Raw genomic sequence first — 25885 nt, 5'->3', positions numbered from 1 at the left:
TGATCAGATCCAGTATTTCGACTCGGCTGGACCGCGCTATTCACTTGTACCTGCGACGCCGGTCTGTTCGCCAACGCGTCACCTGTATCCGCCGAGAACGCCGTCGGAGAGAGAAACCAATAGGTCCGTTCGGTGTGATGTGCCGCCGATGACCGACTCGTTCTGGTATCCGTCTGTCGACGACGTGCTCAACATCCACGAGGACATCGTCTCCGAGTATCCGGACACCAGCCCCGGCGTCCATCGCCGTGGAGATATCGAATTCGCCCTGGCGTACGTCAGCGAAGGGAATTTCGGCGAGGTCCCCGAAACGATTCACGAGAAGGCGTTTCATCTCCTTCGGCTCCTCGTTGCCAATCATCCGTTCGTGGACGGAAACAAACGTACCGCGCTCAACACAGTGGTCGTCTTCTATGTGCTCAACGGGTACCGCTTCGAGTACGACAACGATATGAGAGCGATACTGAAGCAGTTCGGGACGGACGAGACGACGGTCGACGAGGACGACGTGCTCGAATATCTCCGAACGAATACCATCGAGGTCGATCTGAACGACGTCATCGCAGAGTGGCGAGGCGACCTCGTCGAGTACGGACTCGATAAACTTGCTGACGATTCGACGGACCCGAACGATTAACCGGACTCGTGGACAACGACGACGTATGGCGACAGAAGAGCAGACTGGCGACCGCACGCCACTCGACGACGTGATGGACGACATCCGTCGGGAACTGGTGATACGGGTCGCCAAGGCAGACCGAGACGAACATCGCGAGATTTACGACGCCCTCGAAAACGAATAGGGGCTCACGTCACTCGACTGTTCACCGCTCTCCGTCCACAGTTCACGTTCCCCGAGCCGACGAGTGAACTGCCTCGAAGTCACGCCCAGCGGCACTCGCTTTGCGTTCTCTGTAGATCTCAGTGAGCGTACTGTGGATATGAGCGACTGTGAAACAGTTCACTACGCACAGCGGGCTGGTTCAGTTGATTCAGACAATCAGAGTGTCTACAGCCGGAGATGATGTGCGCGTGTCCGAACCCACTCACCACACACCACGCCACTCAGCCGTCGGTCGACACCTGCCTGCCAGCCCGGAGTCGCTCGACGCTCCACCGGCCGACCGCGCCGACGGAGAAGCCGAGCACGGCCAGTATCGCGCCCAGTACCGCGAGGACCGCGAGGCCAGTCGGTTCGACGACGTAGGCGATGCGCTCGACGAGCGGGCGTGCAGAGATCTCTGTAGCCCACTCGGCTTGCCAGCCGAGAAGCGTGGCCACGGCGAGCAGCCAGCCGCCGAGCAGTCCCTCTCGGGCGTAGCCTGCCCAGCCAGCGGCGAGGAGACAGACCAGCGCGGCGTGGGCCGGAACGAAGACGACGCCTCCCGAGACGGCGAACACACCGAGTTCGTACCCCGTGAAGGTCACGAGTGCGAGTCCGAGCGCGACCCCGGCGAGTCGTCGCCAGCGCGCGGTGAGTGGGCCCGACCCGAACAGTACAGTCGAGACGCCGCCCTGCGCTACGTCTCGGGTCGCTCGCTCGTCACGGTGTTTGTCGTCCGCCATGGGCATGTCGTGTGCAGTGGGGGCGATATCCCTTCTGTAAGCGCAACCGTTGGCTGTAGTGACGGCGAGACGCGACGAGTAGACACGAGACGGGGGCAGTCCGGAGACGATGTCGCGTGTATCGACGACTGCTGGAGAGTCACGCGCCCCCCGGGAGTCACACACGGCCTCCGTGAGTCGCACACAACCAGAGTCACACACGGCCTCCGTGAGTCATACGCAGTCAGAGTCACACACGGCCCCGCCAGTCGAGCACCGCCGAGCGCCTCGATAGCGCCGTCAGCACGCGCCATCGTATCTTCACAATCGACGTATTCTCCCGGTAGAAGCGGTGTGGCAAGGGTTCAAGGCCGAGTGTGAACGCCGACGAGAGTGTATCAGAGATCGACAATGAATCCCGGATTCAGCAGTCTGACGTCTCGAACGGCTCGAATACGACGGATTCTCGAAGGGCGACGAGCGCCGCATCGAAGGTCAGGCTGGTGGTCGAAAGCCGTCTCTCGGGCCTCGAAATCTTCACACTCGGGTTCCGTCTGGCGATTTCCCCGAGCGTGAGGACGGACGGCGCAGAGACACCCTCAGGAGACGAACCCGAATCTGCGTTACGCGGGCGTTTCATGCCCTGAGAACCAGTTCTACGTGAGCACAGCCGACAGCCACGACACCCGCCGAGTAGCTTCACACTCGGTCTCGAAACGCACCCAGACGCCCTCTACCGGGAGAATATGCCGGTCGTGAAGAGACGACGGCGGATGGAGACGGGGCGAGACCTGCGCTCGGGGAAACTCGGGGGCTCGTTCCGAGTGTGAGAATCCGGTGGACACCACACGTGTCGAGGGGGTGGCGACAGACCCGGTCGGTCACCGGAACAGCGAGACGTACAGCATGCTGAAGCCGATGATGAAGGGGATAGTGAGAACCAGTTGGAACAGCACGAGCGTGTCCGTGAGCTGTGTCGTCAGCGTCATCAGCGCGACGCCCATGCTGATGAACGCGAAGCCGATGAAGGCGTACTGGAGTCGGTCGGTCTGCTTCTTGGTGTAGGCCTGAAAACTGATGAGCGTCAACCCGAGTGCGAGACCGAACAGCACGAGACGCATGACACTGAGCGCGATCCACGCGGCTGAAACCATCGTCGATGTGTCGCACCCGACCCGTCATTAAATCTCCGACCGTCGACAGCGAAATCGGGGCCGACGCAGTCGCTCCCCGGTCGCGGCCCGCTGTCCCCTCGCTCCCCTACGCTCCACTGAGGTCGTCCCAGAGATCCGAGAACCGGTCCGGGAGGTTGTCCTCCCGGTAGATGCGGACGTTGTACTCGTCGTCGTCCAGCGAGATGACGGTGCTGTTGAAGTTGCACTCGAACACCTTGTAGTGGTTCCCGTTCTCCGCGACGAGGGTGCGCGAAGTGACCAGATCGTGTTCCTGGAGGATCTCCAGCCGGCGGTACACCGTCGGCAGTGAGAGGTCGAGTTCCTCGCCGAGTTCCTTCGCCGAGAGGGAGTCCCGACTCACTGCCGCCAGCACGCGCCGTGCTTCGGTGTCCCCGATGGTGTCGAGGATCTCCTCGATCGTCTGGTCGTCGTCCATCACACAAACCCAACAAACGGGTGAATAAAAACCCTTTCTCACGCCGCAAGACAGCTTAGTAAGTCGTTACGTCGCCGAGAGTCGCCGACAGCGACCGGATTCGGGAATGCTCCCCTCGTCGGCCCACCGGCGAAGCACTCACCCCTCGCCGATCATCCGCTCTTCGTCGTCCCACTCGCGCTGGCGGAGTTCGTACTTCTGGATCTTCCCGGTCGCCGTCTTCGGCAGTTCCGCGACGAACTCGAACTCGCCGGGCACCTTGTACGACGCCACGCGCTCCCGGCAGAAGTCGCGCAGTTCCTCGTGGGTCGTCCGGGGTTCCATCGGATCGCCCGACCGGGGAACGATGAACGCCTTCGGCGTCTCACCCCACTCCTCGGAGGGGGCGGGGATGACGGCCACGTCGTCCACCTCCGGGTGCTCGAACAGGGTGTCTTCGAGTTCGAGACTGGAGATGTTCTCCCCGCCGGAGATGATGATGTCCTTCTTGCGGTCCTGGATGATCAGGAAACCGTTCTCGTCGACCGCCGCGAGGTCACCCATGTGGTAGTAGCCCTCGACGCGATCCGAGAAGGCTTCCTCGGTCGCCTCCGGTTTGTTCCAGTAGCGGTCCATCACCTGATTCCCGCGCACGACGATCTCGCCGATCGTCTGCCCGTCCCGTGGCACGTCGGTCCCGTCGTCGTCGACGACGCGGATCTCGGTGCCGAGGTAGCCGATCCCCTGTCGCTTCTTGACGGCGAACCGCTCCTGACTCGCTTGATCGAAGAACCGCTTGGCGTCGGAGGTGGTGATGAGCGGCCCGGTCTCGGTCGCGCCGTAGACGTGTTTCAGGTACCAGCCGAAGTCGTCCTCGATACCACGAATGGTCGCCTCGGGTGGGGCCGCGCCGGCGGTCGCCACCCGGACCGGGTTCTCGCCGGTGACGGTCACGTCGTGGTCCGCCTCGTAGTCCAGCAGGCGCTTGAGGACGGTCGGCGCGGCACAGAAGTACGACACGTCCTCCGCCGCGATGTGGTCGAACACCTCCGCCACGTCCACGCCGCGCGTGCAGATGTGGCGTGCGCCGTTGCCCGTCACGGCGTAGATGTGGCCCCACCCGTTGACGTGGAACATCGGGAGCGTCCAGAGGTAGACGTCGTCGTCGGTGATCTCCTGGTGGTGGGAGATGAGGTAGGCGTGGAGCGTCTCGGTGCGGTGGGTCCGACAGACCCCCTTGGGGTCGCCGGTCGTCCCCGAGGTGTAGTTGATCGTGATCGTCTCGTCTTCGTGCATCTCCGGGCGGTCGTAGTCCGCCCCCGGTTCCAGCACGTCTTCGATGCCCTCCCAGTCGCCCTCCACGGCGTCGGGGTCGTCGGTGAGGAACGTCTCGGTCGGTATCTCGTCGCGGACCGCCTCGATCTTCTCGGCGAACTCGTGGTCGGCGAACACCGCGTCCACGCCCGCGTCCGAGAGGATGTACTCGAAGTCGGTCGGCACCAGCCGGTAGTTCAGCGGGGTGTGGATCGCCCCGATCTGCATGGACCCGTAGGCCATCTCCAGGTGGTAGTGGGTGTTCGGGTCGAGCACCGCGACGCGGTCCCCCTTCTCGATGCCCTTCGCCTGCAGGAGCGCCGAGACGCCGTCTGCGCGCGCACCGAGTTCCTCGTAGGTGTACCGCTCGCCGGTCGTCGCGAGCACCGCCTCGTGGTCGCCGTAGTACTCCCGCGCCCTGTCCAGAAAGTCGGTGACGAGAAGTGGCTTCTCCATCTCACCGAAACGTACCGAAACGTTCGTGATATAGTTTTGGGCGTGACGACCGACGAACCACCCGACCGGACCGGCGTCGTCGCCGACGACCGCCGACTCTCGATACGACTCCCCACTGCTCTATAGCGCCGACACAGTGTGTGTGGGACTATATTTCTCCGTACCGCTACCCCGGAAAATCTCTTGAGTGGGCGGGGAGTACCGCGTGGTATGGCACTCTCGGAGTACACCGGTGCGACGCCTCGTGAGTACGACAGCGACACGACCATCGGGCGTGTCGCCAGACACCACGTCTGGGACCTGACCGACGAGTCGAGCGAGGCGTGTGCGAACTGCGGCGTCGACCTGCTCTTACAGGAGCGACACCTGCTCGTTCGGCTGAGACGAAACGGTCGCAGTTCGCGGACGGGCGTAGAGCGACACTACCTCTGTAACGAGACCTGCATCCGCGAGTGGGTCGGCGCTGAGTAGACGATCTGCTGTGGCGCACTCGAACGAGTCGTCGGCGAAAAATGAGAACTGCTGACGGTCGCTTCAGTCGCTCTGTGCCCGCTCTTGGATCTCCGCGACGATCTCCGGGTTCCGGAGCGTCGTCGTGTCACCCAGTTCCTCGCCGTTGGCGATCTGTTCGAGCAGGCGGCGCATGATCTTCCCCGACCGCGTCTTCGGCAGTTCCTCGGTGAAGACGACCTGCTCCGGCTTGGCGATGGGGCCGATGGCGTCGTCGACGCCCTGCACGATCTTCCCGCGCATCTCCTCGGTCGGTTCCTGCCCCTCTTCGAGGATCACGTAGGCGTAGACGGCCTCGCCTTTGATCTCGTGGTCGCCGCCGACGACTGCGGCCTCCGCGACACCTTCGACGCCGACGATAGCCGACTCGATCTCCATCGTCCCCAGTCGGTGACCGGAGACGTTGATCACGTCGTCCACGCGACCCAGCACCGTGATGTAGCCGTCGTCGTCGATCTTCGCACCGTCTTCGGGGAAGTACACCCAGTCTGCGGGGTCGTCGCTGTCGGTGTCGGAGTACTCCGCCCAGTACTCGTTGATGAACCGCTCGTCGTTCTTGTACAGCGTCCGGAGCATCCCCGGCCACGGCTTGTTGACCGTGAGGTACCCCGCACGACCGGCTTCGACCTCCTCGCCCATCGTGTCGACGATCTGTACGTCTACACCCGGCAGGGGTGGCCCGGCACTGCCGGGTTTCATCGTCTTGATCCCCGGCAGTGTCGTGACCATCATCCCGCCCGTCTCGGTCTGCCACCAGGTGTCCACGACCGGGCAGGACTCGTCGCCGATGTGCTTGTAGTACCACTTCCACGCCCGCGGGTTGATCGGTTCGCCGACCGTCCCGAGCAGTCGCAGACTGGAGAGGTCGTGTCTGTCGGGGTACTCCGCGCCCCACTTCATGAACGCCCGAATCGCGGTCGGAGCGGTGTAGAGTTGGGTCGCCTCGTACTCCTCGACGATCTCCCACAGGCGGTCGCGATCCGGGTAGTCCGGCGTCCCCTCGTACATCATCGAGGTGGTGCCGAGCGCCAGCGGACCGTAGACGATGTACGAGTGGCCCGTGATCCAGCCGATGTCGGCCGAGCAGAAGTAGGTGTCCTCGGGCTTGATGTCCAAGACGGCGTGGGAGGTCCACGCCGCCCACGAGAGGTAGCCCCCGGTGGTGTGCTTGACACCTTTGGGCTTGCCCGTCGTCCCCGAGGTGTACATCATGAACAGCATGTCCTCGGCGTCGCGTTCGACGGGGTCGACCTCCGCGCCTGCCTGGGCCGCGACGACCTCGCTGTAACTGTGCTGGTCGTCCGCGAGGTCGTGGTCGAAGCCGTCGCCGTCCATCAAGCGCTCGACGACGACCGTCTGGGTGTCGTGATCGACGCCCTCCAGTCCCGTGTTCGCCTTCGAGAGGTGGTCGAGGGGGTCGCCGCGCCGGTAGTAGCCGTCACACGTGAGCAGGTACTCCGAGTCGGCGGCGTTCATCCGGGTGGCGAGCGCGTCCGCCGAGAAGCCCGCGAAGACGACCGAGTGCGGTGCGCCGATGCGGGCACACGCCAGCAGTGCGATGGTCAACTCGGGGACCATCGGCATGTACATCGTCACGATGTCGTCCTCGCCGACGCCCATCTCCCGGAGGGCGGCCGCGAACTCGTTCACCTCGCGGTGGAGTTCGTCGTAGGTGAACGTGCGGTTGTCCTCCTCGACGGGTTCGCCGACCCACTCGATGGCCGCCTCGTCGCCACGCTCGTCGAGGTGGCGGTCGAGACACTCGTACGAGGCGTTGAGCTTCCCGTCGGTGAACCACTTGTAGAAGGGCGGGTTCGAGTCGTCCAGCACCTGGTCGTAGTCCTCGAACCAGTCCAGCATCCCGGCCGCCTGCTCCCAGCAGTCCGGCCAGTTCTCCGCGAACTCCTCGTAGATGCCCTCGTCGGTGACGTTCGCCTGTGCCACGAACTCCTCGGGGGGCTCGAACGCCTCCTGTTCAGCCAGCCGCGCCTCTAGTTCCGCGTCACCATCTGACATAGCCGTTCGAAAGGTCAGAATGATCCGTGATAAACCTACCTCACGAGGTGGCACTCACCGCGAGAGAAAGCGAGAGACGACGGCCAGGTCGCCGTGGTGTAGGCGTCACAGCACGGCCAGGAGACGCGGCCGCGTCAGTCCCACGTCGCCCACGCCATGATCGCCAGCGCGCCGAACTCCAGCAGGCGGAGCACCATCATCGCCCACTGGGCGATGGGGTCAGACGAGGAGATCCACGCGCTGAGGATGGGGTCCAGCGAGAAGACGTACAGCGCGACGGCGTTCTCCACGAGGAGGAGGAGACCGAACAGCATCAGCGCCAGCGTGTGTTTCGACCGGAACTCGGCGTAGTTCCGGACCCAGACGTAGCTCAACCCGAGCAGTAACAGGATGTTGACACCTGCCGCGACTCGCGCTACGTCCAGCCAGATCGCCATGTGACACCTCCTAGTCGGCAGTCGCGTTTATACTCTTTCCAAACTCTGTCCGGAATCTGAACGGCCTGTGGGCTCGTCGTCGTCACTCTACCTGCTCCATTATCTGCTCGACCACGTCCCAGTGGGTCCGGACGCGGTTCGAGGGGATGTAGATCGCGCCGTAGTCGCCGCCCTTCTTCTCGACGATGTCGTTGTCCTGCAACACGTCGAGGTGGTGTCTGACCGTCGTGTAGTCGAGGTCGAGCGACTCGGCGAGTTTGTTGGCGTTGCGAGGGCGTTCGTCGATCGCTTTCATGATACGCACCCGGTTCCCGCCGCCACGGGTCCCGGTCAACACGTACCAGAGTACGCCCTCCATCTCTTTCGTCAAGTCACAGGAGGACCGTAAGTGCATCGGGTTCGGACCCCCCCTGCGACCGGACGCCCCCGGCGTGCGAGCGCCGCTCGGTCTCTAGACGGGTTACGCCAGTCCGATCGTCTCGCGGTAGGAGCCGTGTTTGCGCTCGAACACGTCCATGATCTCGCCCATCGTGGCGTACGCCTTCACCGCGTCCACGATGTACGGCATCACGTTCTCGCCCGAGTCGACCGCCTCGCGGAGCGCATCGAGCGACGCCTCCACCGCGTCGTCGTCGCGGTCCGCCTTCACGTCCGCGAGACGACCGAGTTGGCGGTCCTGCGTCTCCTCGTCGACCTTCAGCACCTCGGGGCGGGTGTCCTCCTCGGTCTCGTAGGCGTTGACGCCGACGACCGTCTCCTCGCCGGACTCGACGCGCTCCTGGTACTCGTAGGAGGCGTCCTGGATCTCGCGGTGGAAGTAGCCCTGTTCGATGCCCTCGAGCACGCCGTCGCGCACCGACCCGTCGCCCATCTCGCGGATCTCCTCGATGTAGGCCATCGCCTCCGCTTCGATCTCCTCGGTGAGCGACTCGACCATGAAACTCCCCGCGAGCGGGTCGATGCTGTCGGCCGCGCCGGACTCCTCGGCGATGATCTGCTGGGTCCGCAGGGCGACCCGCACTGCCTGCTCGGAGGGGAGCGCGAGTGCCTCGTCGAAGCTGTTGGTGTGGAGCGACTGCGTGCCGCCCAGCACCCCCGCGAGCGCCTGGATCGTGACGCGCACCACGTTGTTCAGCGGTTGCTGGGCCGTGAGCGACTGGCCGGCGGTCTGCGTGTGGAACTTCAACTGCTTCGAGGCGGGCGTGCCCGCGTCGTACCACTCGTCCATGATCCGGGCGTAGATGCGCCGGGCGGCGCGGAACTTGCCGACCTCCTCGAAGATCGAGTTGTGCGAGTTGAAGAAAAAGGAGAGCTGTGGGGCGAACTCGTCCACGTCCATCCCTCGGTCGATGGCGTCCTCGACGTACGCGAAGCCGTCTGCGAGCGTGAAGGCCAACTCCTGAACCGCAGTCGACCCAGCCTCCCGGATGTGGTACCCCGAGATGGAGACGGGTCGGAACTTCGGGGTCTCCCGCACGGCGAACTCGATGGTGTCGGTGACGATGTCGAGACTCGGCTCCGGCGGGATGACCCACTCCTTCTGGGCGATGAACTCCTTCAGCATGTCGTTCTGGAGGGTGCCGCGAATCTGCTCGCGCGGGACGCCCTGCTGGTCGGCCAAGGCGACGTACATCGCGTAGATCACCGGCGCGGAGGGGTTGATCGTGAAGGAGGTGGAGACGTCGCCGATGTCGATGCCGTCGAAGAGAATCTCCATGTCCCGGAGCGTGTCGACCGCGACGCCCTCCTTCCCGACCTCGCCGTCCGAGAGGGGGTCGTCGGAGTCTTTGCCCATCAGCGAGGGCATGTCGAAGGCCGTCGAGAGGCCGGTCTGCCCGTTCTCGACGAGGAAGTGGAAGCGGTCGTTGGTCTCCTCTGCGGTGCCGAAGCCGGCGAACTGCCGCATCGTCCACGTCCGACCCCGGTACATCGTCGGGTAGACGCCTCGCGTGTAGGGGAACTCGCCGGGGAAGCCGAGGTCCTCGTCGTAGTCGATGTCGGCCACGTCGGCGGGTGTGTAGAGGTCCTCGATCTCGTGGTTCGAGACCGTGGCGAACCGCTCCTGTCGCTCGCCGTACTGCTCGCGGACCGGGTCGCGGGTCTCGGCCTCCCACTCCTCCCGTGAGTCGCGTATCTCGGCGAGTTCGTCCTCGTCGTACATGGATGCAAGTTTTGCCGGACCGATCATTAAGGATTCTGGTTGGGGCGGTCTGGGCGTCGTGCGTCGCCGGTCACGAACTCGGTCGGTCACGAACTCGGTCGGTCACGAACTCGGTCGGTCACGAACTCGGTCGGTCGCCGCGAACCGCGTCGTCGTCTACTCTACGAGGACCGTCTCGCCTGCTCGTACCGTGTCGCCTCTCTCGACGGCCACGTCCTCGACACCGAGTTCCGGTGGCAACAACACGTCGGCCCGCGACCCGAAGTCGATGTGGCCCACGCGCTCGCCCTGCCGGAGGCTGTCGCCCTCGGTCACGTAGGGGTGGATGCGCCGGGCGAACCAGCCAGCGATCAGCGACAGGTCGTAGTCGCCACAGTCGATGTCGACGCGCTCGTTCCGGTCCGAGTCCTTCGCGAACGCCGGCTTGTTGGCTCCCGGTCGGTGGGTGACGGCGACCACCTCGCCGTCGGCCGGTGCGCGGTTCACGTGGACGTCGGTGACGTTCATGAACACGCCGACCCGGACGCGGTCGCCCTCTTCGCGAATCACGGAGACCCGACCGTCTGCGGGCGCGACGATCCGTGCGTCCGGCGGCGACCGATCCGGATCGCGGAAGAAGTAGCACACGAACGCGACCAGCGCGGCCGGCAGGAGCGCGACGACCGGCGTGAACAGCACGGCGGTCGCCAGCGTCCCGACGAGCAGGGCGGTCCCGAACCGCTCGACGCCGGGGGCGAACCCCGGCACGCGACTCGGTGGCTGGTGGCGGTCGAGAGAGTCGTCCGGCGTCGAGTCAGACGCGGAACCGGCGTCACCTGCGTCGTCGGTCGTCACGCCGACTGCTCCCGGATGCCCCGGCGCTCGCCGGTCTCGCCGGTCGCCCACAGCGTCAGCAGGTGGGTCAGGTGGAGACGGTCGTCGGTGCCCTCGGCCAGGTCGAGGTCGATCCGACCGGCGAGTCGGTGCAGACGCGCGAGGTCGTCGCCATCGTACTTCTTGCGCGCGACCCGGAGCAGTTCTGCGAGCAGGGTCCCGCCGTCGAAGCCCTCGTCGTCCAGCAGGTCGTCGAGCGTCTTCCGGGCCGAGGTGAAGTCGCCGACCTCCGCGTCCGACAGCACCGAGGCGAGTTCGTCGTCCCAGCCGACCTCGCCGAGGACCTCGTAGGCCGACTGCATCGTGATCTCGTCGTGTTCGACCGCGGTCGCCTGCGCGCCGAGGATCGCACTCCGGAGGTCGCCGTCGGCGTAGCCGGCGACGAACTCCAGGCCGTCGGCGTCGTACTCGATCTCCTCGGCGTCGGCGATCCCGGCGAGGACGTCCCGGATCTCGTCGGTCGTCGGCGCGCGCACCGGCACCGGGAAACAGCGCGACCGGATCGGCGGGATCAGCTTCGAGGGCTGGCGGGTCGTGATGACGAACTGGGTCGTCCGGTGGTGCTTCTCCATCACGCGGCGCAGGGCCTGCTGGAAGTCCTCGCGGATCGCCTCGGCGTTGTCCAGCACGACCGTCTTGTACTGGCCGGAGACCGGCGCGTAGCTCGCGGACTCCTTCAGCACGTGGTTGATCATGTCGCGTTTCGCCATCCGGCTTCGCCCCTCCAGAAACGGCGCGAAGCGTGGGTCGTTGCGGATCTCCGTTTTCGTCCGGTCGAAGAAGTCCGCGACGTTGATCTCCACGAGGTCGTTGTCGGGGTCCGCGTGGGCCTCGCGGGCCAGCGCGCGCACGGCGGCGGTCTTGCCCGCACCCGGCGGTCCCTGCACGACGAGGTTCATCGGCTCGTCGACGGCGAGTGTCAGTCGCTCCCGGACGTCGGACTGGGGCAGGTCGGCGAGGTCGGGGGCGTACTGCTCGGTCCACAGCGGCGCGTCCATTGGCTCGTGGTAGTCGACGGGCGGGCAAGAATCGGTCGGTTGCGGACGGGACGGACGCTGGTCGATCGTCGACGTCGTCGCGGGAGAGCTGGGTGGATCGCTCGGAGACGACTGGGTGGCGAGTCTGCTGGCGTCGTCGTGCGGGCGACGGTTCGCGCACCCCGCGCCTCGGTCGACCCCGTGACGGACTGCTCCGTCTGGCAACGTTCCGCACACCGACGCCACAGAGACGCTATCCGCAGGGGTTTTGCCGGGTCACACAGACAGTCGGACGATGAGCGACACCGAGAGCGAGGTCGGCGCGTTCACCTACTTCCGCCAGTTCTTCGCCTTAGAACGCGACGTGCTCGTCCTCTCGCTCGCGATGTTCGCCTTCTCGCTCGGCTTCCAGATGACCGGGCGGTACATGCCACGCTACATGAGCGTCCTCGGTGCCAGCAGTATCGCCATCGGACTGTTCGGGAGCTTCGGCAACCTGATCAGCGCCGTCTACCCCTACCCCGGCGGCGCACTCTCGGATCGGATCGGCTCCCGGTCGGCACTGACGCTGTTCGGCCTCGCCTCGACGGTCGGCTTCCTCGTCTGGCTGTTCGCCGAGTCGTTCGGCTTCGTGACGCTCGGGCTCTCACTCGCAGGGGTCACACTCCTCGAACCGGTCGCGCTCCCGGTCGGCATCTTCCTCGGCCTCGGCTTCGCGCAGGCGTGGAAGTCGTTCGGCCTCGGGGCGACCTTCGCCATCGTGAAACAGAGCGTCCCGCCGGGGAAGTTGGCGACGGGCTTCGCCAGCACCGAGACCTTCCGCCGGACCGCGTTTCTCCTCGGACCACTGCTCGCCGCGACCGTGCTCGCGCGGTACGCCTTCGGTGCCGGCTTCCGACTGATCCTCGCGGTCGCGGCCGTCGTCGCACTGCTCGCCACGGTCGCACAACACCTCCTGTACGACGCGAGCGAAGACAGCCTCGGGAAGTCCTTCGCGGGCGTCTCCGGGGTCCTCGCAGACCTCGCGGGCCTACCGAGTCCCCTGAAGCCCCTGCTCGTCGCGGACACCCTGATTCGCTTCGCCAACGGGATGGTGTACGTCTTCTTCGTCATCGTCGTCACCGAGTTCCTCGCCGCCAGCGCCACCCTGCCGGTCGTCGGCTTCCTGAACCCCGACGCGCTGTTCGGCGTCCTGCTGTCGGTCGAGATGGCGGTCGCCCTGCTGTCGATGGTCCCGGTCGCCAAACTCGCCGAGCGCGTCGGCCTGAAGCCGGTCGTCGCACTCGGTTTCGTCGTCTACGCCGTCTTCCCGATTCTCCTGATCGCGGTCCCCGAGTCGGGCCTGACGCTGGCGGGGTTCACGTTCACTCCGTCCGCGCTGTTGTTCGTCCTCTTCGCCTTCTCCGGGCTCCGATTCGCGGGTCTCCCGGCGCACAAGGCGCTCATCGTCGGTCCCGCAGCACAGAACGCCGGCGGTCGCGTGACCGGGTCGTACTACCTCGTCCGGAACACGGTCGTCGTCCCCTCGGCGGCGGTCGGCGGGGCGCTGTACGCCGGCTCTCCCGAGTTCGCCTTCGGCGTGGCGAGTGCGATCGGACTGGTCGGCGTGGCGGTGTTTCTCGTCTTCGGCGAGGAGTTCGCGGCCTACGCGTGAGTCGCGGTCGTATCTCGCAGGACGAGACACTCCGCAGAACCGACGCGGCTTAGTCGCTCGCGTGCCAACGAACTCGTGTGTCACAGGACGTGCCCGAGCGCCCGGCGTCGGGCGGACTGATCCAGGCGCTGTCGGTCCCGCGTAACGCGAAGATCGGACTCGCTACCGGGCTCCTGCTCGCGGTCGGGGCGTACCTCGTCCGCGTGCTGGAACTGCTCGGTCCCTTCGGCGGGACGCGCCAGTACCCCGGTCTCGGCGCGGAGGGCTACTTTCTGATGCTCGCCTTCGTGCTGGCGACCGCGACCGCCCTGCTGGTGACGGCGGTGTTGACCGTGGTGTCGGCGTACCGGTTGACGAGAGAGTTGGACTGACCGGGCGACGGTCGAGGCCGACAGTCCGGCGCGGGTCGTCACGAACCCAAGCGCCTTTCTCCCCCGGCCATCCAGTCGCCAGCATGCAGACCGCCGTTCAACTCTACTCCTTCCGCGACCTGGACTGGGACCTCCACCGCCTGCTGGACCGTGTGGCCGACACCGGCGTCGACGCCGTCGAGTTCGCCGGCTTCCCCGACACCACGGTCGGTGCAGTGGCAGACACGATGGATCGTCTCGGTCTCGCGGCCGCCGGTCTCCACACGCCCTACGAACAGATCGAAGACGACTTCGGCGAGTGCGTCTCCGCCGCCGAACTGGTGGACGCCGACGCCGTCGTCGTCCCCTACCTCGACGAGACACACTTCGAGAGCGAGAGCGCCGTGAGCAGAACGGCTCGCCACCTCTCCGATCTGGCGGTCGTGCTGGAGGGTCACGACGTGGACCTCTGGTACCACAACCACGAACACGAGTTCGTCGACGTGCCGGGCACCGACCGCACCGCGTTCGAGTGTCTCGCGGACTGGGCACTCGACGTACAGTTGGAACTCGACGTCGGGTGGGCAGTCGCGGCCGGCGAGGACCCCGTGGCACTGCTCGAGGAGTACGGCGACCAGATCCCCGCCGTCCACCTGAAGGACGTGCTGGTCGACTCGGCAGCAGAGCGCGGCGGTCGGCCGGTCGAACTCGGCTCCGGTGACGTCCCGGTCGAGAAGTGTGCGCGGGCGGCCCGGCAGGCCGACGTGGACTGGCTGATCTACGAACACGACGCCCCGAGCGATCCACTGGCGTCGCTGGAGCACGCGGGCAGTGTCCTCTCGACGGTGAACTAGGTCGGTCGACGCCAGCGCCGGGAGACGAGAGAGGTCGGGTGAGGATCAGGCCAGTGCGGCCAGCAGTGCCGACTCGACACCTTCGGCGAGGTCGCGGGCGCGGTCGGGGTCGCCCGCCTCGGCGTAGATGCGCACCTTCGGTTCGGTGCCGGAGGGGCGCACGAGCACCCACGCGTCCCCGTAGTCGAGGCGGTAGCCGTCGATGGTGTTCAGGTCGGCGTCCGCGCCGTGCGCGTAGTCGGCGGCCGCCGACAGCATCGCGTCCAGTTCCGCGTCGGTCTCGTAGGCGACGTTGATCCGGACGTTGTGGTAGTCGGTGTACGGCGCGACGACTTCGCTCGCGGTCGCGTCGCGGTCGGCCAGCAGTTCGAGGAACTTCGCGCCGACGTACGCGCCGTCCCGGACGAGTCGGTACGGCGGGAAGAACACCCCGCCGTTCCCCTCGCCGGAGATGGGGATGGTCGCGCCTTCGGCCTGTAGCTCCCGGATACGGGTGATGATGTTCGTCGCGCCGATGGGCGTCAGTTCGAGTGTCGCGCCGCGATCCTCACAGACGTCGACGAGGCGCTGGCTGACGTTGACGGCCGCGACTGTGGCGTCGCCCGGATCGAGTGCGTCGGCGGCCATCGCCGCGAGCGAGGCGTCGCCGTTGATCCCCTCGCCGTGTTCGTCCACGAAGACGGCCCGGTCGGCGTCTCCGTCGTGGGCGATACCCACGTCGGCGTCTGCGGCCCGGACGAGTCGCCGGAGGTCCCCGAGGTGTTTCGAGACGGGTTCGGGGTCCCGACCGGGGAAGTGGCCGTCCGGTTGGGCGTTGACCGTGACGACCCGACAGCCGAGGCGGCGGAAGAAGTCGGGGCTGGTCAGCGCGCCCGCGCCGTGGCCGGGGTCGAGCGCCACGGTCAGGTCGGCGTCGGCGATCGTCTCCCGATCGACGCTTTCGAGCAGTTCGTCGACGTAGTCGTCGTTGAGCGACTCGATCCGGCGCACGTCGCCGGTCTCGTCCCACGCGGCCGAGTCGTACTCGTCGGCCAGCACGCGGTCTTCGATGTCTTCGAGCGTGCTCACGTCGAGTTCGACGCCGTCGTCGCCGACCAGTTTCACGCCGTTGTACTCCGGCGGGTTGTGCGACGCGGTGATGACGACCGCCGGGACCGACTCGATCTCACAGTAGCGAACCGCGGCGGGTGTCGGCGTGACGCCGAGACGGTCCACGTCGGCCCCGACCGCCGCGAGACCGGAACTGGCGGCGTCGGCGAACATCTCGCCGGTGACGCGGGTGTCGCGGGCGATAGCCACCCGGTCGGCTCCGAAGACGGTCCCGGCCGCCTTCGCCACCCGGAGGACGAACTCCGGGGTGAGTTGCTCGCCGACCACCCCCCGTGTCCCGCTCGAACCGAAGATCTTCATTCGGGTGGTGATGGACGGGCAGGCGTCAAATGGGTTCCGAACCGCCAAGCCGACTCGTCGGGTGTGTGGCCCGTGTGCTGGGACGGCCGTGAGGAGAACTCACTCCTCGTCCCGGTGTTCCTCAACCGCCTCCTCGATGGTCAACTCCCCCGACGCGACCCGGCGTGCGAGCGACTCGTCGATCGCCCGGTTCGCGTCACCCTCACGCCGGGAGCGGTTCTTGATGACCTGCAACTCCCCGTCGGTCGGGTCCACGTCCCGGGCGTCGACGCGCTCACCTTCGAGTCGCGCGATGTTCACCGCGGCGAGCACGTCGCCCATCCCGCGCGTCCCGGTGCCGAGGTACGGCGTCGTCCCGGTCTCGTCGACCACCTCGACGGGCACGTCCTCGATCTCGTTGACGATCGTCGCCCCCTGCAGTCGTGCGCCGTCGCCGATCCGGACCAGCGGGTCGACCGCGTCGGCCGCCTCCCGTTCGATCGTCGCCACCGCGTCCGAGAGCGGGACGTGGAAGACCGCGACGACCGTCTCGCCCGACAACACCGCGATGCCCGGTCGTTCGCCCGGGTCGACGCCGATGACGGTCCGGCCGCCCGAGCCTCGCAGTGACGCCAGCGCCTCCTCGACCGCCCGCCGGGCCTCCTCGCCGGTCGCTCGCACGACGGTCACGTCGGCAGTGTCGCCGTCGCCAGGTCCGTCGTCTGCCGCGAGTGCGGCGACGTGGTCTGCGGGGCTCGTGACGACGACGCGCGTCCCGTCTGGCAGTGGCTCGTCCGGTTGGATCGTGGTGAAGGTGACACCCCGGTCGCGGAGTTCGGCCACGGCGTCGTGGTACAACTCGAAGTCCTCGGTGGCGACGACGATCACACCCGGCAGTAGGCGGCCGAGAGAGTAAACGTACCGGGAGCTTTTACCGGAGACCGCGCCAACTCGGGGTGTGACCGACCATCTGACGACGGGCTGTGCGCCGGTCGACGATCTGCTGGGGGGCGGGTTCGAGCGCGGCGCGGTGACGCAGGTGTACGGCGAGCCAGCCGCCGGGAAGACGAACCTCGCGCTGTCCGCGGCGGTCGCGGTCGCGGCCGACGGCGGCCGGGCGGTGTACGTCGACACCGAGGGTCTGTCGCTCGAACGGTTCCAGCAACTCGCCGACGCCGTGGCGACGCCCGAGCAGAGCGTCGAGGACATCACGTCCCGGATCGTCGTCTCGGAGGCCTACGACTTCGAGGACCAGGAACAGGCGGTCCGGGACACCGCCGACTTCGCCGACACCGCCGACCTGATCGTCCTCGACTCCGCGACGGGCTTCTACCGCCTCCAGCGTGGCGAGGACCAGCAGGCCGGCGACACCTTGCGGCGACTCGGGCGACAGGTCCAGCACCTGCTGTCGCTCGCCCGGAGACACGACGTCGCGGTCGTCCTGACGAACCAGGTGTTCGCCGACCCGGACAGCGACCGGGTGCGGCCGCTCGGGGGGAACACGCTCGAGCACCTGACCGCCGCCGTCCTCAGGCTGGATCGCTTCCGGGGCGGGAATCGCCGCGCGACACTCGAGAAACACCGCGCGAAAGCGGCCGGCGAGAGCGCGCAGTTCCAGATCACCGACGCCGGACTGTCGGCGGTCGAAGAGTTCTGAGTCGATCTGGAGAACGGCGTTGGCTCGTGCCGAGAGGACGGCACTGGCCGACACCGAGAGGACGGCGTCGGCTTACAGTTCGCCGAGTTTCCGCAGGAGCTGTCCCTGGTACTTCTCGTCGGCGTTGACGCCCTTCAGTTCGAGGACGTTGCGCTCCAGTTTGTCGAGCGCGACGTGGAAGGCGTGTTCCGCGCCGTAGCCCTCGCCGGAGCCGGCCAGTTGGCCGTGGCTGGTCCGGAGCCGGATCTGCGCCTGGATCAGCGGCGTACCACGGAGCTTCTCTTTGTGCTCGTGGAACCGGACGTGGGCGTGGTGGACCTGCATCCGGGAGTACTTGTCCGCGACCTCGGTGATCGCGTTCGTGATCTCCTCACGGGTGATGGTGTCGAGCAGGCCGATGTTGGTGATCTGCACGTCCATCTGCTCCTCCTCGGTGAAGGTGAGCGCCCGGAGCACGTCGGTCTTCGTGACGACGCCGAGAATCTCGCTGTCGTCGTCCTCGGGCGTGACGATCAGACCGGCGATGTTCTCGGCCAGCATACGCTCGACGGCGGTCTGGACCGTCTCGCCGGGGGTCGCGGTGACGACCGGCGACGACATCAGGTCGTACACCGGCAGGTCGAGCATCCGGTCGATGTCGCCGGCGCGGTCGCGCTTGCCCTGTCGGTCCTGGTCGCGGACGACGAAGTCCACGATGTCGTGGGTCGTCACGACGCCGACGAGGTTCCCGTCGTCGACGACCGGGAGCCGGGAGATACCGTGTTCGCGCAGGCGGTTGATCGCACGACCGACGCGGTCGTCGTCGTCGATGGTGACGATGTCTTCGGTGTAGATCTGCTCGACGGTCAGCGCGTCGAGGTTCTCGATGACGGCGTCGAGGATGGCGTCCTCGGTGATGACGCCGTAGAGCTTCTCGCCCTCGTAGACGGGGGCGATCTTCACGCCGCCCTCGACGAGGACGCGGGCGACCTCGCGGATGTCCTCGTAGCGGTCGATGCGCGGTGCCGACTTCATCAGTGCCGAGGCCTTCGTGTTGTCTTCGATGTGGCTCTGGACGAGTTGGCGCTCGCCGATCACCCCGGCGTACTCGCCGTCTTCGGTGACGACGATGCCCTTCGGGTTCTCCCGCTCGAAGATGGCGCGGACCTTGCCCAGACGTTTGCCCGCGTCTACCTCGACGTACTCCCGGATTACAATATCAGCAATGTCCATGACGTGCTTGACGTAGACGCGCGCAGGTATTGAAAGTTGTTTCCCGTCCGCCGAGTGTGACTTGGTACCGAACCTTGTTCCCCGACTGCGAGACGGACACACGATTTATCCCCGTGGATGGCCTGTCAACCGGTAACCGGTGGTATCACGTGCCCGCTGACAGCCCTCTACACCTCTCGGACGCACAGCTCGACGAACTCGCCAGCCGGGTCGCCGACGTACTCGACGCCCGCGACGACCTCTCGGTCTCGCGCCGGCAGGCGCTGGGCGCCGGCTTGCTCGGCTCTGCTGGCCTCCTCGGCGGCTACGGACTCGGAACGCGGACCGGCGGTGGGTCGTCGCCCGCGACCGCCGCGAGCGAGGAGTCTGACGCCGACGCCGGCGGCGACACGTCGGCACGCATCGGAACCGGTCTCGCGTTCACCCCCCCGGGTGACGTGCAGGCCGCACTGCTCGCCACCTACGAGGAACACCGCCGAGGTGTCGTCCGTCTGGATCCGACCGCGACGTACAGCTTCGCGGACCTCCAGATCCCGCCGTACGTCACGCTCGATCTGAACGGCGCGTGGGTCCGGCCCGCGCGGGACGCGAACGTCTTCGAGGTGGCACCGGCGGGCCACGTCTGTAACGGTGTCGTGGACGTTCCGGGGGCGGACATCGACTACGAGTCGGCGGTCGTCAGTTGCGACAACGACTACTGGCGCGTCGGTCCCGGCGCGTCGGTGATGGCCGGCCCCGAGGAGCCGATGCACGACATCCTCTACGACACCGCCGACAAACCCCTGCGCTGGCGCTGTCGCGGGCCGGTTCGCGGGCTGTTCCTGAACGGTCCCCGTGATTCGGACACGACCAGCGTCGGCGTCTCGCTTGCGACCAGCGCGTCGGGCATCGCCTTCCAGTCGGTCCAGGAGGTGTACGTCTACGGGTTCGGCACCGGCCTCGAACTGCGGTGTGACGCCCCGAACAGCGACGACGGCTACGGGTTCATCAACGGGAACGCCTTCGAGCGCATCTTCTGCGACGCCCAGACCGACGCCGGCATCGCCCTGCGCGGGACCGACCCGGACGTGAACGCGAACCACTTCCTCGACGTGCAGATCCAGCCCGGTCGCAGCGTCGGCAGTGACGGCACCGACACCTGCGTCTTCGTCGGCACCGGCGAGGGGAACCGGTTCCTCGGCACCGTCTGGGACCCACAGAAGATCGCGGCTCACTCGCTGTGGTTCGGAGCCGAGTCGGCCGAGAACGCGGGTGCCGGCGACGAGAACGTCTTCGTGACGAGCGAGCGCGATATGGGTGGCCTGCGGCGGAAGGTGCGGGACGACGTGGGACTGAGTCGATCCGGGTTCGTCGGCCACGCCGAGGCGGTCGGGTTGTGAGAGAACGGTGCGGTCGCTCGGGGGTCGGGTCCCGGGAGACGGCCCGCTTCGGAGGCGACTGTCGGGCCTGAAAGACGGAAGAAGTGGGTTGGGGCAGATTTGAACTGCCGGCCTCCTCCATGTCAAGGAGGTGTCATAACCAGACTAGACCACCAACCCGATCTGGTATGCGTCTCGTCGCATCCAATCGTACCCCGCCACGGTAATTGAAGGTTTCGGAATCCCGATCCGACGGGGGTGCGTGACCGTCCCGCACACCGATTCCGGGGGACTCACGACCGCAGTCGACCGATGATCGGCGTGCGTTCCGTCACCAGTTGCCCCACGAGGTCGATCGCCTCGTCGGCGTCCTCGCGGGACACCTCGCCGGCGTACTGGGCGCGTTCGTAGATCGACCCCACCCGCTTCGCCCGGTCGTCGAGGCCGACCCGCGAGAGCGCGTCGAGGTACGCCCGCACCGTCTCGCCGTCTCTGCGCGGGCGGTACTGCCGGGCGAGCAGGTACTCCAGTCGCTCGAACGCCCGCACCGTGTCGGTCGTCGGATCGCGCCGCTTCCCGTGGAAGCGGAGCCAGACGCTCCGGTAGGCCCGTGTCGTGACGCCCGTCCGACGCGCGCCCGCGACCGCGCCGACCAGCGCGATCAACCCGAGCGCGAGCGTCCGGGTGTCCGGCAGTCCACCGAGGGGGCCGTCGTCTGCACTCTCGGCACCCGGGGGGCCGGTCGTCGCGGCGGTCGTGTTCCCGTCGCCGCCGAGTTGCTCGATCAGTCGCTCCTGGTTGAGCGTGGTGTTGTTCGTCCCGTTGATCCCCGTCGTGTTCGCGTCCGGCGACCCCGGCGTCGTCGCGGTCTCGTTCGGCGGTTGCGTCTCGGTGGTGTCCACGCCCTCCTCGCCGTCGAGTCGCGCCTGATCGAGGCGCGTCGCCTCGGCGTTCTGCCGGTCGCTGGCGGGCGTCGGGTCGAACCGGACCCAGCCCACGTCCGCGAAGTACACCTCGACCCACGCGTGGGAGTCGAGACCGCGCACGACGTACCGGTCCTCGCCGACCTGTTCGCCGGGCGTGTACCCCGTCACGAACCGGGCCGGCACGCCCTGCGACCGGAGCATGACGACCATCGTCGTCGCGTAGTAGGTGCAGTAGCCCGACTCCATCTCGAACAGGAACCGGTCCGCGATGTCGCCCGAGGGGCGCTGGACGTCCAGCGAGTAGGTCTTGTTCTCCTGGAGGTAGTCGCGGACCGCGACCGCCTTGTCGTAGGGGTTGTCGTAGCCGCCGGCGACCTCCGCAGACCGGATGCGCAGGCGCTCGGAGGTACTGCTCGGCAGTTGCGTGTACGTCGACTCGATCTCGCTCGGGTAGTCCGACCCGGAGCGTCGAAGCTGTTCGCGGGTGTACTGGGGCACCTGACTCTCGACGGTGTACGTCTCACCCGGCAGCAGCGCCGTGCCGGGTCGCAGGTCGCCCTGATGGGTCACCTGCGCGTTCCCGACCGCCGACCCGGACAGCGAGACCGGCTTCCAGGCCGAGGGGAGCGCGTCCAGTCGCGTCTCGGCGGTCACGGTCTGGCGGACCGGCCGCGAGGCACCGGGCGGCGACTGGAGTCTGCCGGGGTACGGACTCGTCCCCTCGGTCCTGACCCAGCCGCCGCCGGTGTACCGGTCGAAGGAGGTCGTCTTCCAGTACTGCGGTTCGGTGCTCTCGACGGAGAACCGAACCTGCGGGGAGAGTTCGATGCTCCCCTGAATCTGCACCTCGTCCTGTGCGGACACGAGGTTCTGCTCGATGGTGCCGGCACCCGGATCCGGGTCGAGCGGCTGTGCGGCCCCGCCGGGCACGAGCGAGAGGGTCGCCGAGACGACGATCATCGCCGCCAGCACCGTCGCCAGCGTGTCGAACTGCGCCTGTGTCCCGCCGCGTTCGTGGAGCGTGCCGAAGCCGACCGCGCCGGCCGCACCGATCGCGCCGGCCAGCGTGACGACTGGGTTCGCGTCACCCGTCAGCACGAAGAAGGTCAGCGCCGCCCCGCCGGCCGCCGCCGAGAGGACGTACCGTCGGCGAACGACGAGATACCACGCGAGGAACGTCGGCCCCGGTGCGATAGCGAGCGCCCAGACGCCCGCCTCGGTCAGTCGCAGGACCGACAGCCCCGACAGGAGGGCGATGGTGTCGCCGAACAGTCGGTCGGCCGTGAGGACGGACAACTGACTCGTCGGAATCGACAGCAGGTAGACCGCGAACCCCCCGGCGAAGAGGACCAGCGTGAAGACGACCGCACTCCGGAGGCGGAGGAACCGCCCGAGTGCGGTCGCCAACAGGAGCGACCCGGCGACGACCGCGAGCAACAGGCCGGAGCCACCGACGATGTCGGTGACGTAGTAGAGGACGTTCCCGTACGCGAGGACGAGGAGGCCGACCCCGACGAACGCCCCGAGTCGGAACGGACCGATGCCGGATGCGGTGTCGCCCGTGTCGCCTGCGGTGTCCGTCTCTCCGGTTCCGCCCACGCCCGACAGCCGCGACCGGATGTCGCCGACGCTCATCGGTCGACACCTCCGTCGGCCGCGGTGGGTCGCGGGTCAGGTTCGCCCGCACTGCCAGTCGACGCGCCACCGGACGACCGCCCGTCACCGCCGACAGCCGCGATGCCGCGAACCACGTCGTCGGTCGCGGTACCGACCAGTCGCTCGAACGTCGTCTCGGTCGTCCCGACCCTGATCGTCGCCCGGCCGCCCTCGGCGTCGACCGTCACGTCCGCGTCGACCTCGGGGCGGTCGCCACCGGCGGTCCGGGCGAGTGCTTCCAGCATCCGGACCCGCTGGTCGCCGCCGAGTCCCGACTCGACGGTCGTCTCCGGGAGGACGAGGTGGACCGGGACGCCGGCCTCCGAGAGCGCGACCGCGAGGCTGGCGGTCGCCTCGGCCAGCAGGTCGGCGTCGGCCGGGTCGCCGCCGGCGGCGAGGACGACCGCGTCGTCGTCCTCGTCGGCGACGAACTGCTTGACGATCAGGTCGTCGCGCTTCGCGCTCGTCTTCCAGTGGATGTCGCGCAGTGCGTCGCCCCGGTCGTACTCCCGCAAACTGTCGAACTCGTCGCGGTCGGGCGTCTCGCCGGCGTCGCGCATCGCGGAGAGTTCGTGCCACGCCGTGTCGGAGAGCGGTCTGACCGGCGGGTAGGCGAGGAAGCTGTCGGTCCCGGTGTAGTCGAACGTCGTCTCCAAGAGTCCGAGCACGTCGCGGGCGGTCACGGTGGTCGGCCCGACGACACCCTCGCCTCTGGCGTCGAACGACACCGGCACCGTGATGGGGTCGCCGCCGACCGTCGTCTCGACCGTGTGTTCCTGGGAACCGCCGTCTTCTCGACTGCCGACCGCGACGCGCTCGGTGACGCTGGCGAACACGGGGTCGTCGGTCTCGAAGCGCAGGGTCGCGGTGCCGGTCTCGCCCACGAAGTCGTCGGCCGGTGGGGTCCGGTCGAGCGTCGGGCGGTCGAGCCACCGGAGTTGGACGACCGCCGCGAGGAGAGCCACGAGCGCCGGGACGACGAGCGCGTTCAGCGAGCGTGCGCCGAACGCGAGCGCCATCGCCACGGCTCCGACCGCGACGCCGACGACCGCGATACCACGGGGTGTTGGTCTCATTCGACTCGGACTGTCTCGACTGCGGATCGTACGAGGTCCGCACCGGCCTCACCGCTCCCCTCGCGGATGCGGTGGCTCCAGACCGTCGGCACCTCGGCCTGTACGTCGTCCGGGAGCACGTAGTCGCGGCCGTCGATGACCGCGCGGGCCTGCGAGGCCCGGACCAGCGCGATGGCACCGCGCGGGCTGACGCCCAGCGTCGCGTGGTCCCGGGTGTAGGTCGCCAGCCGCGAGACGTACGACCGGACCGACTCCTCGACCGTCACCTCAGAGACGGTCTTCCGGGCGCGGAGCACGTCCTCGACGCTCGCGACCGACTCCAGCGACTCGATGGGGTGTTCGCCCGCGATCCGGCCGAGCATGTCCGTCTCCTCGGCTTCGGAGGGGTAGCCGAGTTGGAGTTTCTTCATGAAGCGGTCGATCTCGGCCATCGGGAGTTCGTAGGTGCGGTTCGGTTCGACGTTGTTCTGCGTGGCGATGACGGTGAAGGGGTTCGGGAGTCGCCGCGTCTCGCCGTCGACCGTCACCTGGTTCTCCTCCATCGCTTCCAGCAGGGCGGACTGGGTCTTCGGCGGGGCGCGGTTGATCTCGTCGCCAAGCACGATGTTGGCGAAGACCGGCCCGGACTGGAACTCGAACTCGCGGGTCTTCTGGTTGAAGACGTTGACCCCGGTCACGTCGGAGGGGAGCAGATCGGGGGTGAACTGGACGCGCTTGAACGAGCAGTCGACCGACTTCGAGACCGCCCGCGCGAGCATCGTCTTGCCGACGCCCGGTACGTCCTCCAAGAGGAGGTGACCGCGAGCCAGCACCGCGATGAGAATGTGTTCGATGGCGTCGTGTTGGCCGACGATGACCTCCTCGACGTTCTCGGTGATCCTGTCCGTCAGTGCTGCCGCCTCCGAAACCGGGAGGGGGGCGTGTCCTGCGTGTCCGGCGTCTGTCTCGGCGTTCGTCATGGATGGGGGGACCGTCGCTGGACGGGGCGGTGCTGTCGGGAGCGATGCGCCGACCGGCGTCCTCTGCGCACGGATGTCACTGCGAACTGGTAACGGCCGGACGCACGTAACTCTGCTGGGTGTGGGCGTATCGCATGCAGTACGTTTGCCTCGGGAGTCCTATCGAGACGCGCCGGGCGAGGAGAGCCGTCGCCGCCGAGCCGTCACCGATTCAGGCCTGTTTCAGCTTGCTCTGGAAGCGCTCGCGGACCTTCTCGACCTTCGGGCGGGCGTGCATCTGGCAGTAGGCGTCGTTCGGGTTCTTCTCGAAGTAGTCCTGGTGGTACTCCTCGGCCGGGTAGAACGTCTCCAGTGCGGTGAGTTCGGTGACGACCTCGTCGTCGTACTCCTCGTCCAGCGCCGCGATGTACGCTTCCGCGTGCTCGCGCTGATCGTCGTCGTGGTAGAGGACGATCGACCGGTACTGGGTGCCGACGTCCGGCCCCTGTCGGTTCAACTGGGTCGGGTCGTGCGTGGCGAAGAAGACTTCGAGGAGTTCGTCGTAGCCGATCACGTCGGGGTCGTACTCGACCTGGACGACCTCGGCGTGACCGGTCGATCCGGCACAGACCTGCTTGTAGGTGGGGTTCTCGGTGTCGCCGCCGGCGTACCCCGAGGTGACCGACGCGACGCCGTCGAGTTCCTTCATCGCCGCCTCGGTACACCAGAAGCATCCGCCGCCGAACGTCGCGGTGGCTGTCATACTGCTGTGGAGGGTGGCGAGGCGTATGAAATTGACGCGGTACTGCGTGTGGCGACTCAGGCCGACTGTGAAGGCAGGCGTTTCGATGGAGACGCGACCGAGACAGTCACTTTGGCGGTCACGCTACTCGTGTGACTCCCGGAACCGCATCGGCACTGCAACAGCACCACGAG

General features: G+C 67.1%; 25 protein-coding genes and 1 tRNA gene. 8 read left to right on the top strand and 18 right to left on the bottom strand.

Annotated elements, in window-relative coordinates; all coding sequences use genetic code 11:
* Nucleotides 1-148 precede the first annotated feature (148 nt).
* Together LI337_RS14415 and LI337_RS14410 are read left to right on the top strand one after the other, a co-directional pair.
* A complete protein-coding gene (locus LI337_RS14415; RefSeq protein ID WP_227230575.1) occupies nucleotides 149-637 on the top strand; it encodes a type II toxin-antitoxin system death-on-curing family toxin in 489 nt (162 codons plus the stop codon).
* 25 nt (nucleotides 638-662) lie between these two features.
* Complete coding sequence (locus tag LI337_RS14410; protein WP_227230573.1) at nucleotides 663-803, top strand: hypothetical protein; 141 nt, start codon at nucleotides 663-665, stop codon at nucleotides 801-803.
* A gap of 262 nt (nucleotides 804-1065) precedes the next feature.
* Here the strand turns inward: LI337_RS14410 and LI337_RS14405 are convergent, their stop codons facing one another.
* The 4 genes from LI337_RS14405 to LI337_RS14390 form a co-directional block, all read right to left on the bottom strand.
* Entirely contained in the window at nucleotides 1066-1566 is a 501-nt protein-coding gene (locus LI337_RS14405) for a hypothetical protein (RefSeq protein WP_227230572.1), read from the bottom strand.
* An 860-nt stretch (nucleotides 1567-2426) separates the two neighbouring features.
* On the bottom strand, nucleotides 2427-2699 hold the full coding sequence (locus tag LI337_RS14400) for a DUF7521 family protein (RefSeq protein WP_227230571.1): 273 nt from the start codon (nucleotides 2697-2699) through the stop codon (nucleotides 2427-2429).
* A gap of 106 nt (nucleotides 2700-2805) precedes the next feature.
* Entirely contained in the window at nucleotides 2806-3156 is a 351-nt protein-coding gene (locus tag LI337_RS14395) for a winged helix-turn-helix domain-containing protein (RefSeq protein ID WP_227230570.1), read from the bottom strand.
* Nucleotides 3157-3294: 138 nt separating this feature from the next.
* Nucleotides 3295-4905, bottom strand: coding sequence for a long-chain-fatty-acid--CoA ligase (locus LI337_RS14390; RefSeq protein WP_227230569.1), 1611 nt, complete (start codon nucleotides 4903-4905; stop codon nucleotides 3295-3297).
* A gap of 210 nt (nucleotides 4906-5115) precedes the next feature.
* On the opposite strand from LI337_RS14390, the gene LI337_RS14385 reads away from it, so the two are divergent.
* Complete coding sequence (locus tag LI337_RS14385) at nucleotides 5116-5376, top strand: DUF7576 family protein (protein ID WP_227230568.1); 261 nt, start codon at nucleotides 5116-5118, stop codon at nucleotides 5374-5376.
* Between the two features lie 63 nt (nucleotides 5377-5439).
* Here the strand turns inward: LI337_RS14385 and acs are convergent, their stop codons facing one another.
* The 6 genes from acs to LI337_RS14355 form a co-directional block, all read right to left on the bottom strand.
* Nucleotides 5440-7431, bottom strand: a complete 1992-nt coding sequence (gene acs / locus LI337_RS14380) for an acetate--CoA ligase (RefSeq protein ID WP_227230567.1) — start codon at nucleotides 7429-7431, stop codon at nucleotides 5440-5442.
* 134 nt (nucleotides 7432-7565) lie between these two features.
* Entirely contained in the window at nucleotides 7566-7868 is a 303-nt protein-coding gene (locus tag LI337_RS14375) for a DUF8036 family membrane protein (RefSeq protein WP_227230566.1), read from the bottom strand.
* 82 nt (nucleotides 7869-7950) lie between these two features.
* Nucleotides 7951-8226 carry a winged helix-turn-helix domain-containing protein gene (locus LI337_RS14370; protein WP_227230906.1) on the bottom strand — a complete coding sequence of 92 codons (276 nt, stop codon included), beginning with the start codon at nucleotides 8224-8226 and terminating at the stop codon, nucleotides 7951-7953.
* A 102-nt stretch (nucleotides 8227-8328) separates the two neighbouring features.
* Complete coding sequence (locus LI337_RS14365; RefSeq protein ID WP_227230564.1) at nucleotides 8329-10029, bottom strand: acyl-CoA mutase large subunit family protein; 1701 nt, start codon at nucleotides 10027-10029, stop codon at nucleotides 8329-8331.
* A gap of 156 nt (nucleotides 10030-10185) precedes the next feature.
* Complete coding sequence (locus tag LI337_RS14360) at nucleotides 10186-10776, bottom strand: protein sorting system archaetidylserine decarboxylase (protein ID WP_380700220.1); 591 nt, start codon at nucleotides 10774-10776, stop codon at nucleotides 10186-10188.
* 83 nt (nucleotides 10777-10859) lie between these two features.
* Complete coding sequence (locus tag LI337_RS14355) at nucleotides 10860-11900, bottom strand: AAA family ATPase (RefSeq protein ID WP_227230561.1); 1041 nt, start codon at nucleotides 11898-11900, stop codon at nucleotides 10860-10862.
* A gap of 274 nt (nucleotides 11901-12174) precedes the next feature.
* Here LI337_RS14355 and LI337_RS14350 point away from each other — a divergent pair, with 274 nt between their 5' ends.
* The 3 genes from LI337_RS14350 to LI337_RS14340 all read left to right on the top strand — a co-directional run bounded on the left by LI337_RS14350 (nucleotide 12175) and on the right by LI337_RS14340 (nucleotide 14737).
* The gene (locus LI337_RS14350; RefSeq protein WP_227230560.1) at nucleotides 12175-13533 is read left to right on the top strand and encodes an MFS transporter; all 1359 of its coding nucleotides are present in this window, start codon (nucleotides 12175-12177) and stop codon (nucleotides 13531-13533) included.
* A 77-nt stretch (nucleotides 13534-13610) separates the two neighbouring features.
* A complete protein-coding gene (locus tag LI337_RS14345; protein WP_227230558.1) occupies nucleotides 13611-13904 on the top strand; it encodes a DUF7536 family protein in 294 nt (97 codons plus the stop codon).
* Nucleotides 13905-13987: 83 nt separating this feature from the next.
* Nucleotides 13988-14737, top strand: coding sequence for a sugar phosphate isomerase/epimerase family protein (locus LI337_RS14340; protein ID WP_227230557.1), 750 nt, complete (start codon nucleotides 13988-13990; stop codon nucleotides 14735-14737).
* A gap of 45 nt (nucleotides 14738-14782) precedes the next feature.
* Here LI337_RS14340 and glmM read toward each other — a convergent pair whose 3' ends face one another.
* Both glmM and LI337_RS14330 read right to left on the bottom strand, forming a co-directional pair.
* Nucleotides 14783-16147 (bottom strand): phosphoglucosamine mutase, encoded by a 1365-nt coding sequence (glmM, locus tag LI337_RS14335; RefSeq protein WP_227230555.1) that lies wholly within the window; start codon nucleotides 16145-16147, stop codon nucleotides 14783-14785.
* A 99-nt stretch (nucleotides 16148-16246) separates the two neighbouring features.
* A complete protein-coding gene (locus tag LI337_RS14330) occupies nucleotides 16247-17014 on the bottom strand; it encodes a hypothetical protein (RefSeq protein WP_227230553.1) in 768 nt (255 codons plus the stop codon).
* Between the two features lie 70 nt (nucleotides 17015-17084).
* Between LI337_RS14330 and radB the strand changes: the two genes are divergently transcribed.
* Nucleotides 17085-17783 carry a DNA repair and recombination protein RadB gene (gene radB, locus LI337_RS14325; RefSeq protein WP_227230552.1) on the top strand — a complete coding sequence of 233 codons (699 nt, stop codon included), beginning with the start codon at nucleotides 17085-17087 and terminating at the stop codon, nucleotides 17781-17783.
* Between the two features lie 72 nt (nucleotides 17784-17855).
* Here the strand turns inward: radB and LI337_RS14320 are convergent, their stop codons facing one another.
* Nucleotides 17856-18995: a CBS domain-containing protein gene (locus LI337_RS14320; protein ID WP_227230550.1), complete on the bottom strand. Its 1140-nt coding sequence runs from the start codon at nucleotides 18993-18995 to the stop codon at nucleotides 17856-17858.
* 149 nt (nucleotides 18996-19144) lie between these two features.
* Here LI337_RS14320 and LI337_RS14315 point away from each other — a divergent pair, with 149 nt between their 5' ends.
* Complete coding sequence (locus tag LI337_RS14315) at nucleotides 19145-20374, top strand: hypothetical protein (protein WP_227230548.1); 1230 nt, start codon at nucleotides 19145-19147, stop codon at nucleotides 20372-20374.
* 84 nt (nucleotides 20375-20458) lie between these two features.
* On the opposite strand, the gene LI337_RS14310 is transcribed toward LI337_RS14315, so the two are convergent.
* The 5 genes from LI337_RS14310 to msrA form a co-directional block, all read right to left on the bottom strand.
* Nucleotides 20459-20533 (bottom strand) — tRNA-Val (locus LI337_RS14310).
* A gap of 113 nt (nucleotides 20534-20646) precedes the next feature.
* Nucleotides 20647-22914, bottom strand: coding sequence for a transglutaminase TgpA family protein (locus LI337_RS14305; RefSeq protein ID WP_227230547.1), 2268 nt, complete (start codon nucleotides 22912-22914; stop codon nucleotides 20647-20649).
* Complete coding sequence (locus LI337_RS14300; protein ID WP_227230545.1) at nucleotides 22911-24011, bottom strand: DUF58 domain-containing protein; 1101 nt, start codon at nucleotides 24009-24011, stop codon at nucleotides 22911-22913. Before LI337_RS14300 ends, LI337_RS14305 begins: the two co-directional genes overlap by 4 nt.
* A complete protein-coding gene (locus LI337_RS14295) occupies nucleotides 24008-24970 on the bottom strand; it encodes an AAA family ATPase (RefSeq protein ID WP_227230544.1) in 963 nt (320 codons plus the stop codon). Before LI337_RS14295 ends, LI337_RS14300 begins: the two co-directional genes overlap by 4 nt.
* Nucleotides 24971-25181: 211 nt before the next feature.
* Nucleotides 25182-25712 carry a peptide-methionine (S)-S-oxide reductase MsrA gene (gene msrA / locus LI337_RS14290; protein ID WP_227230542.1) on the bottom strand — a complete coding sequence of 177 codons (531 nt, stop codon included), beginning with the start codon at nucleotides 25710-25712 and terminating at the stop codon, nucleotides 25182-25184.
* Nucleotides 25713-25885 lie beyond the last annotated feature (173 nt).

Origin of the sequence: Salinirubrum litoreum (assembly GCF_020567425.1) — an archaeon.
Taxonomy (GTDB): Archaea; Halobacteriota; Halobacteria; order Halobacteriales; family Haloferacaceae; genus Salinirubrum; species Salinirubrum litoreum.
Note: the sequence above shows the minus strand (reverse complement) of the source record. Positions and strands in the feature narration are given on the sequence as shown.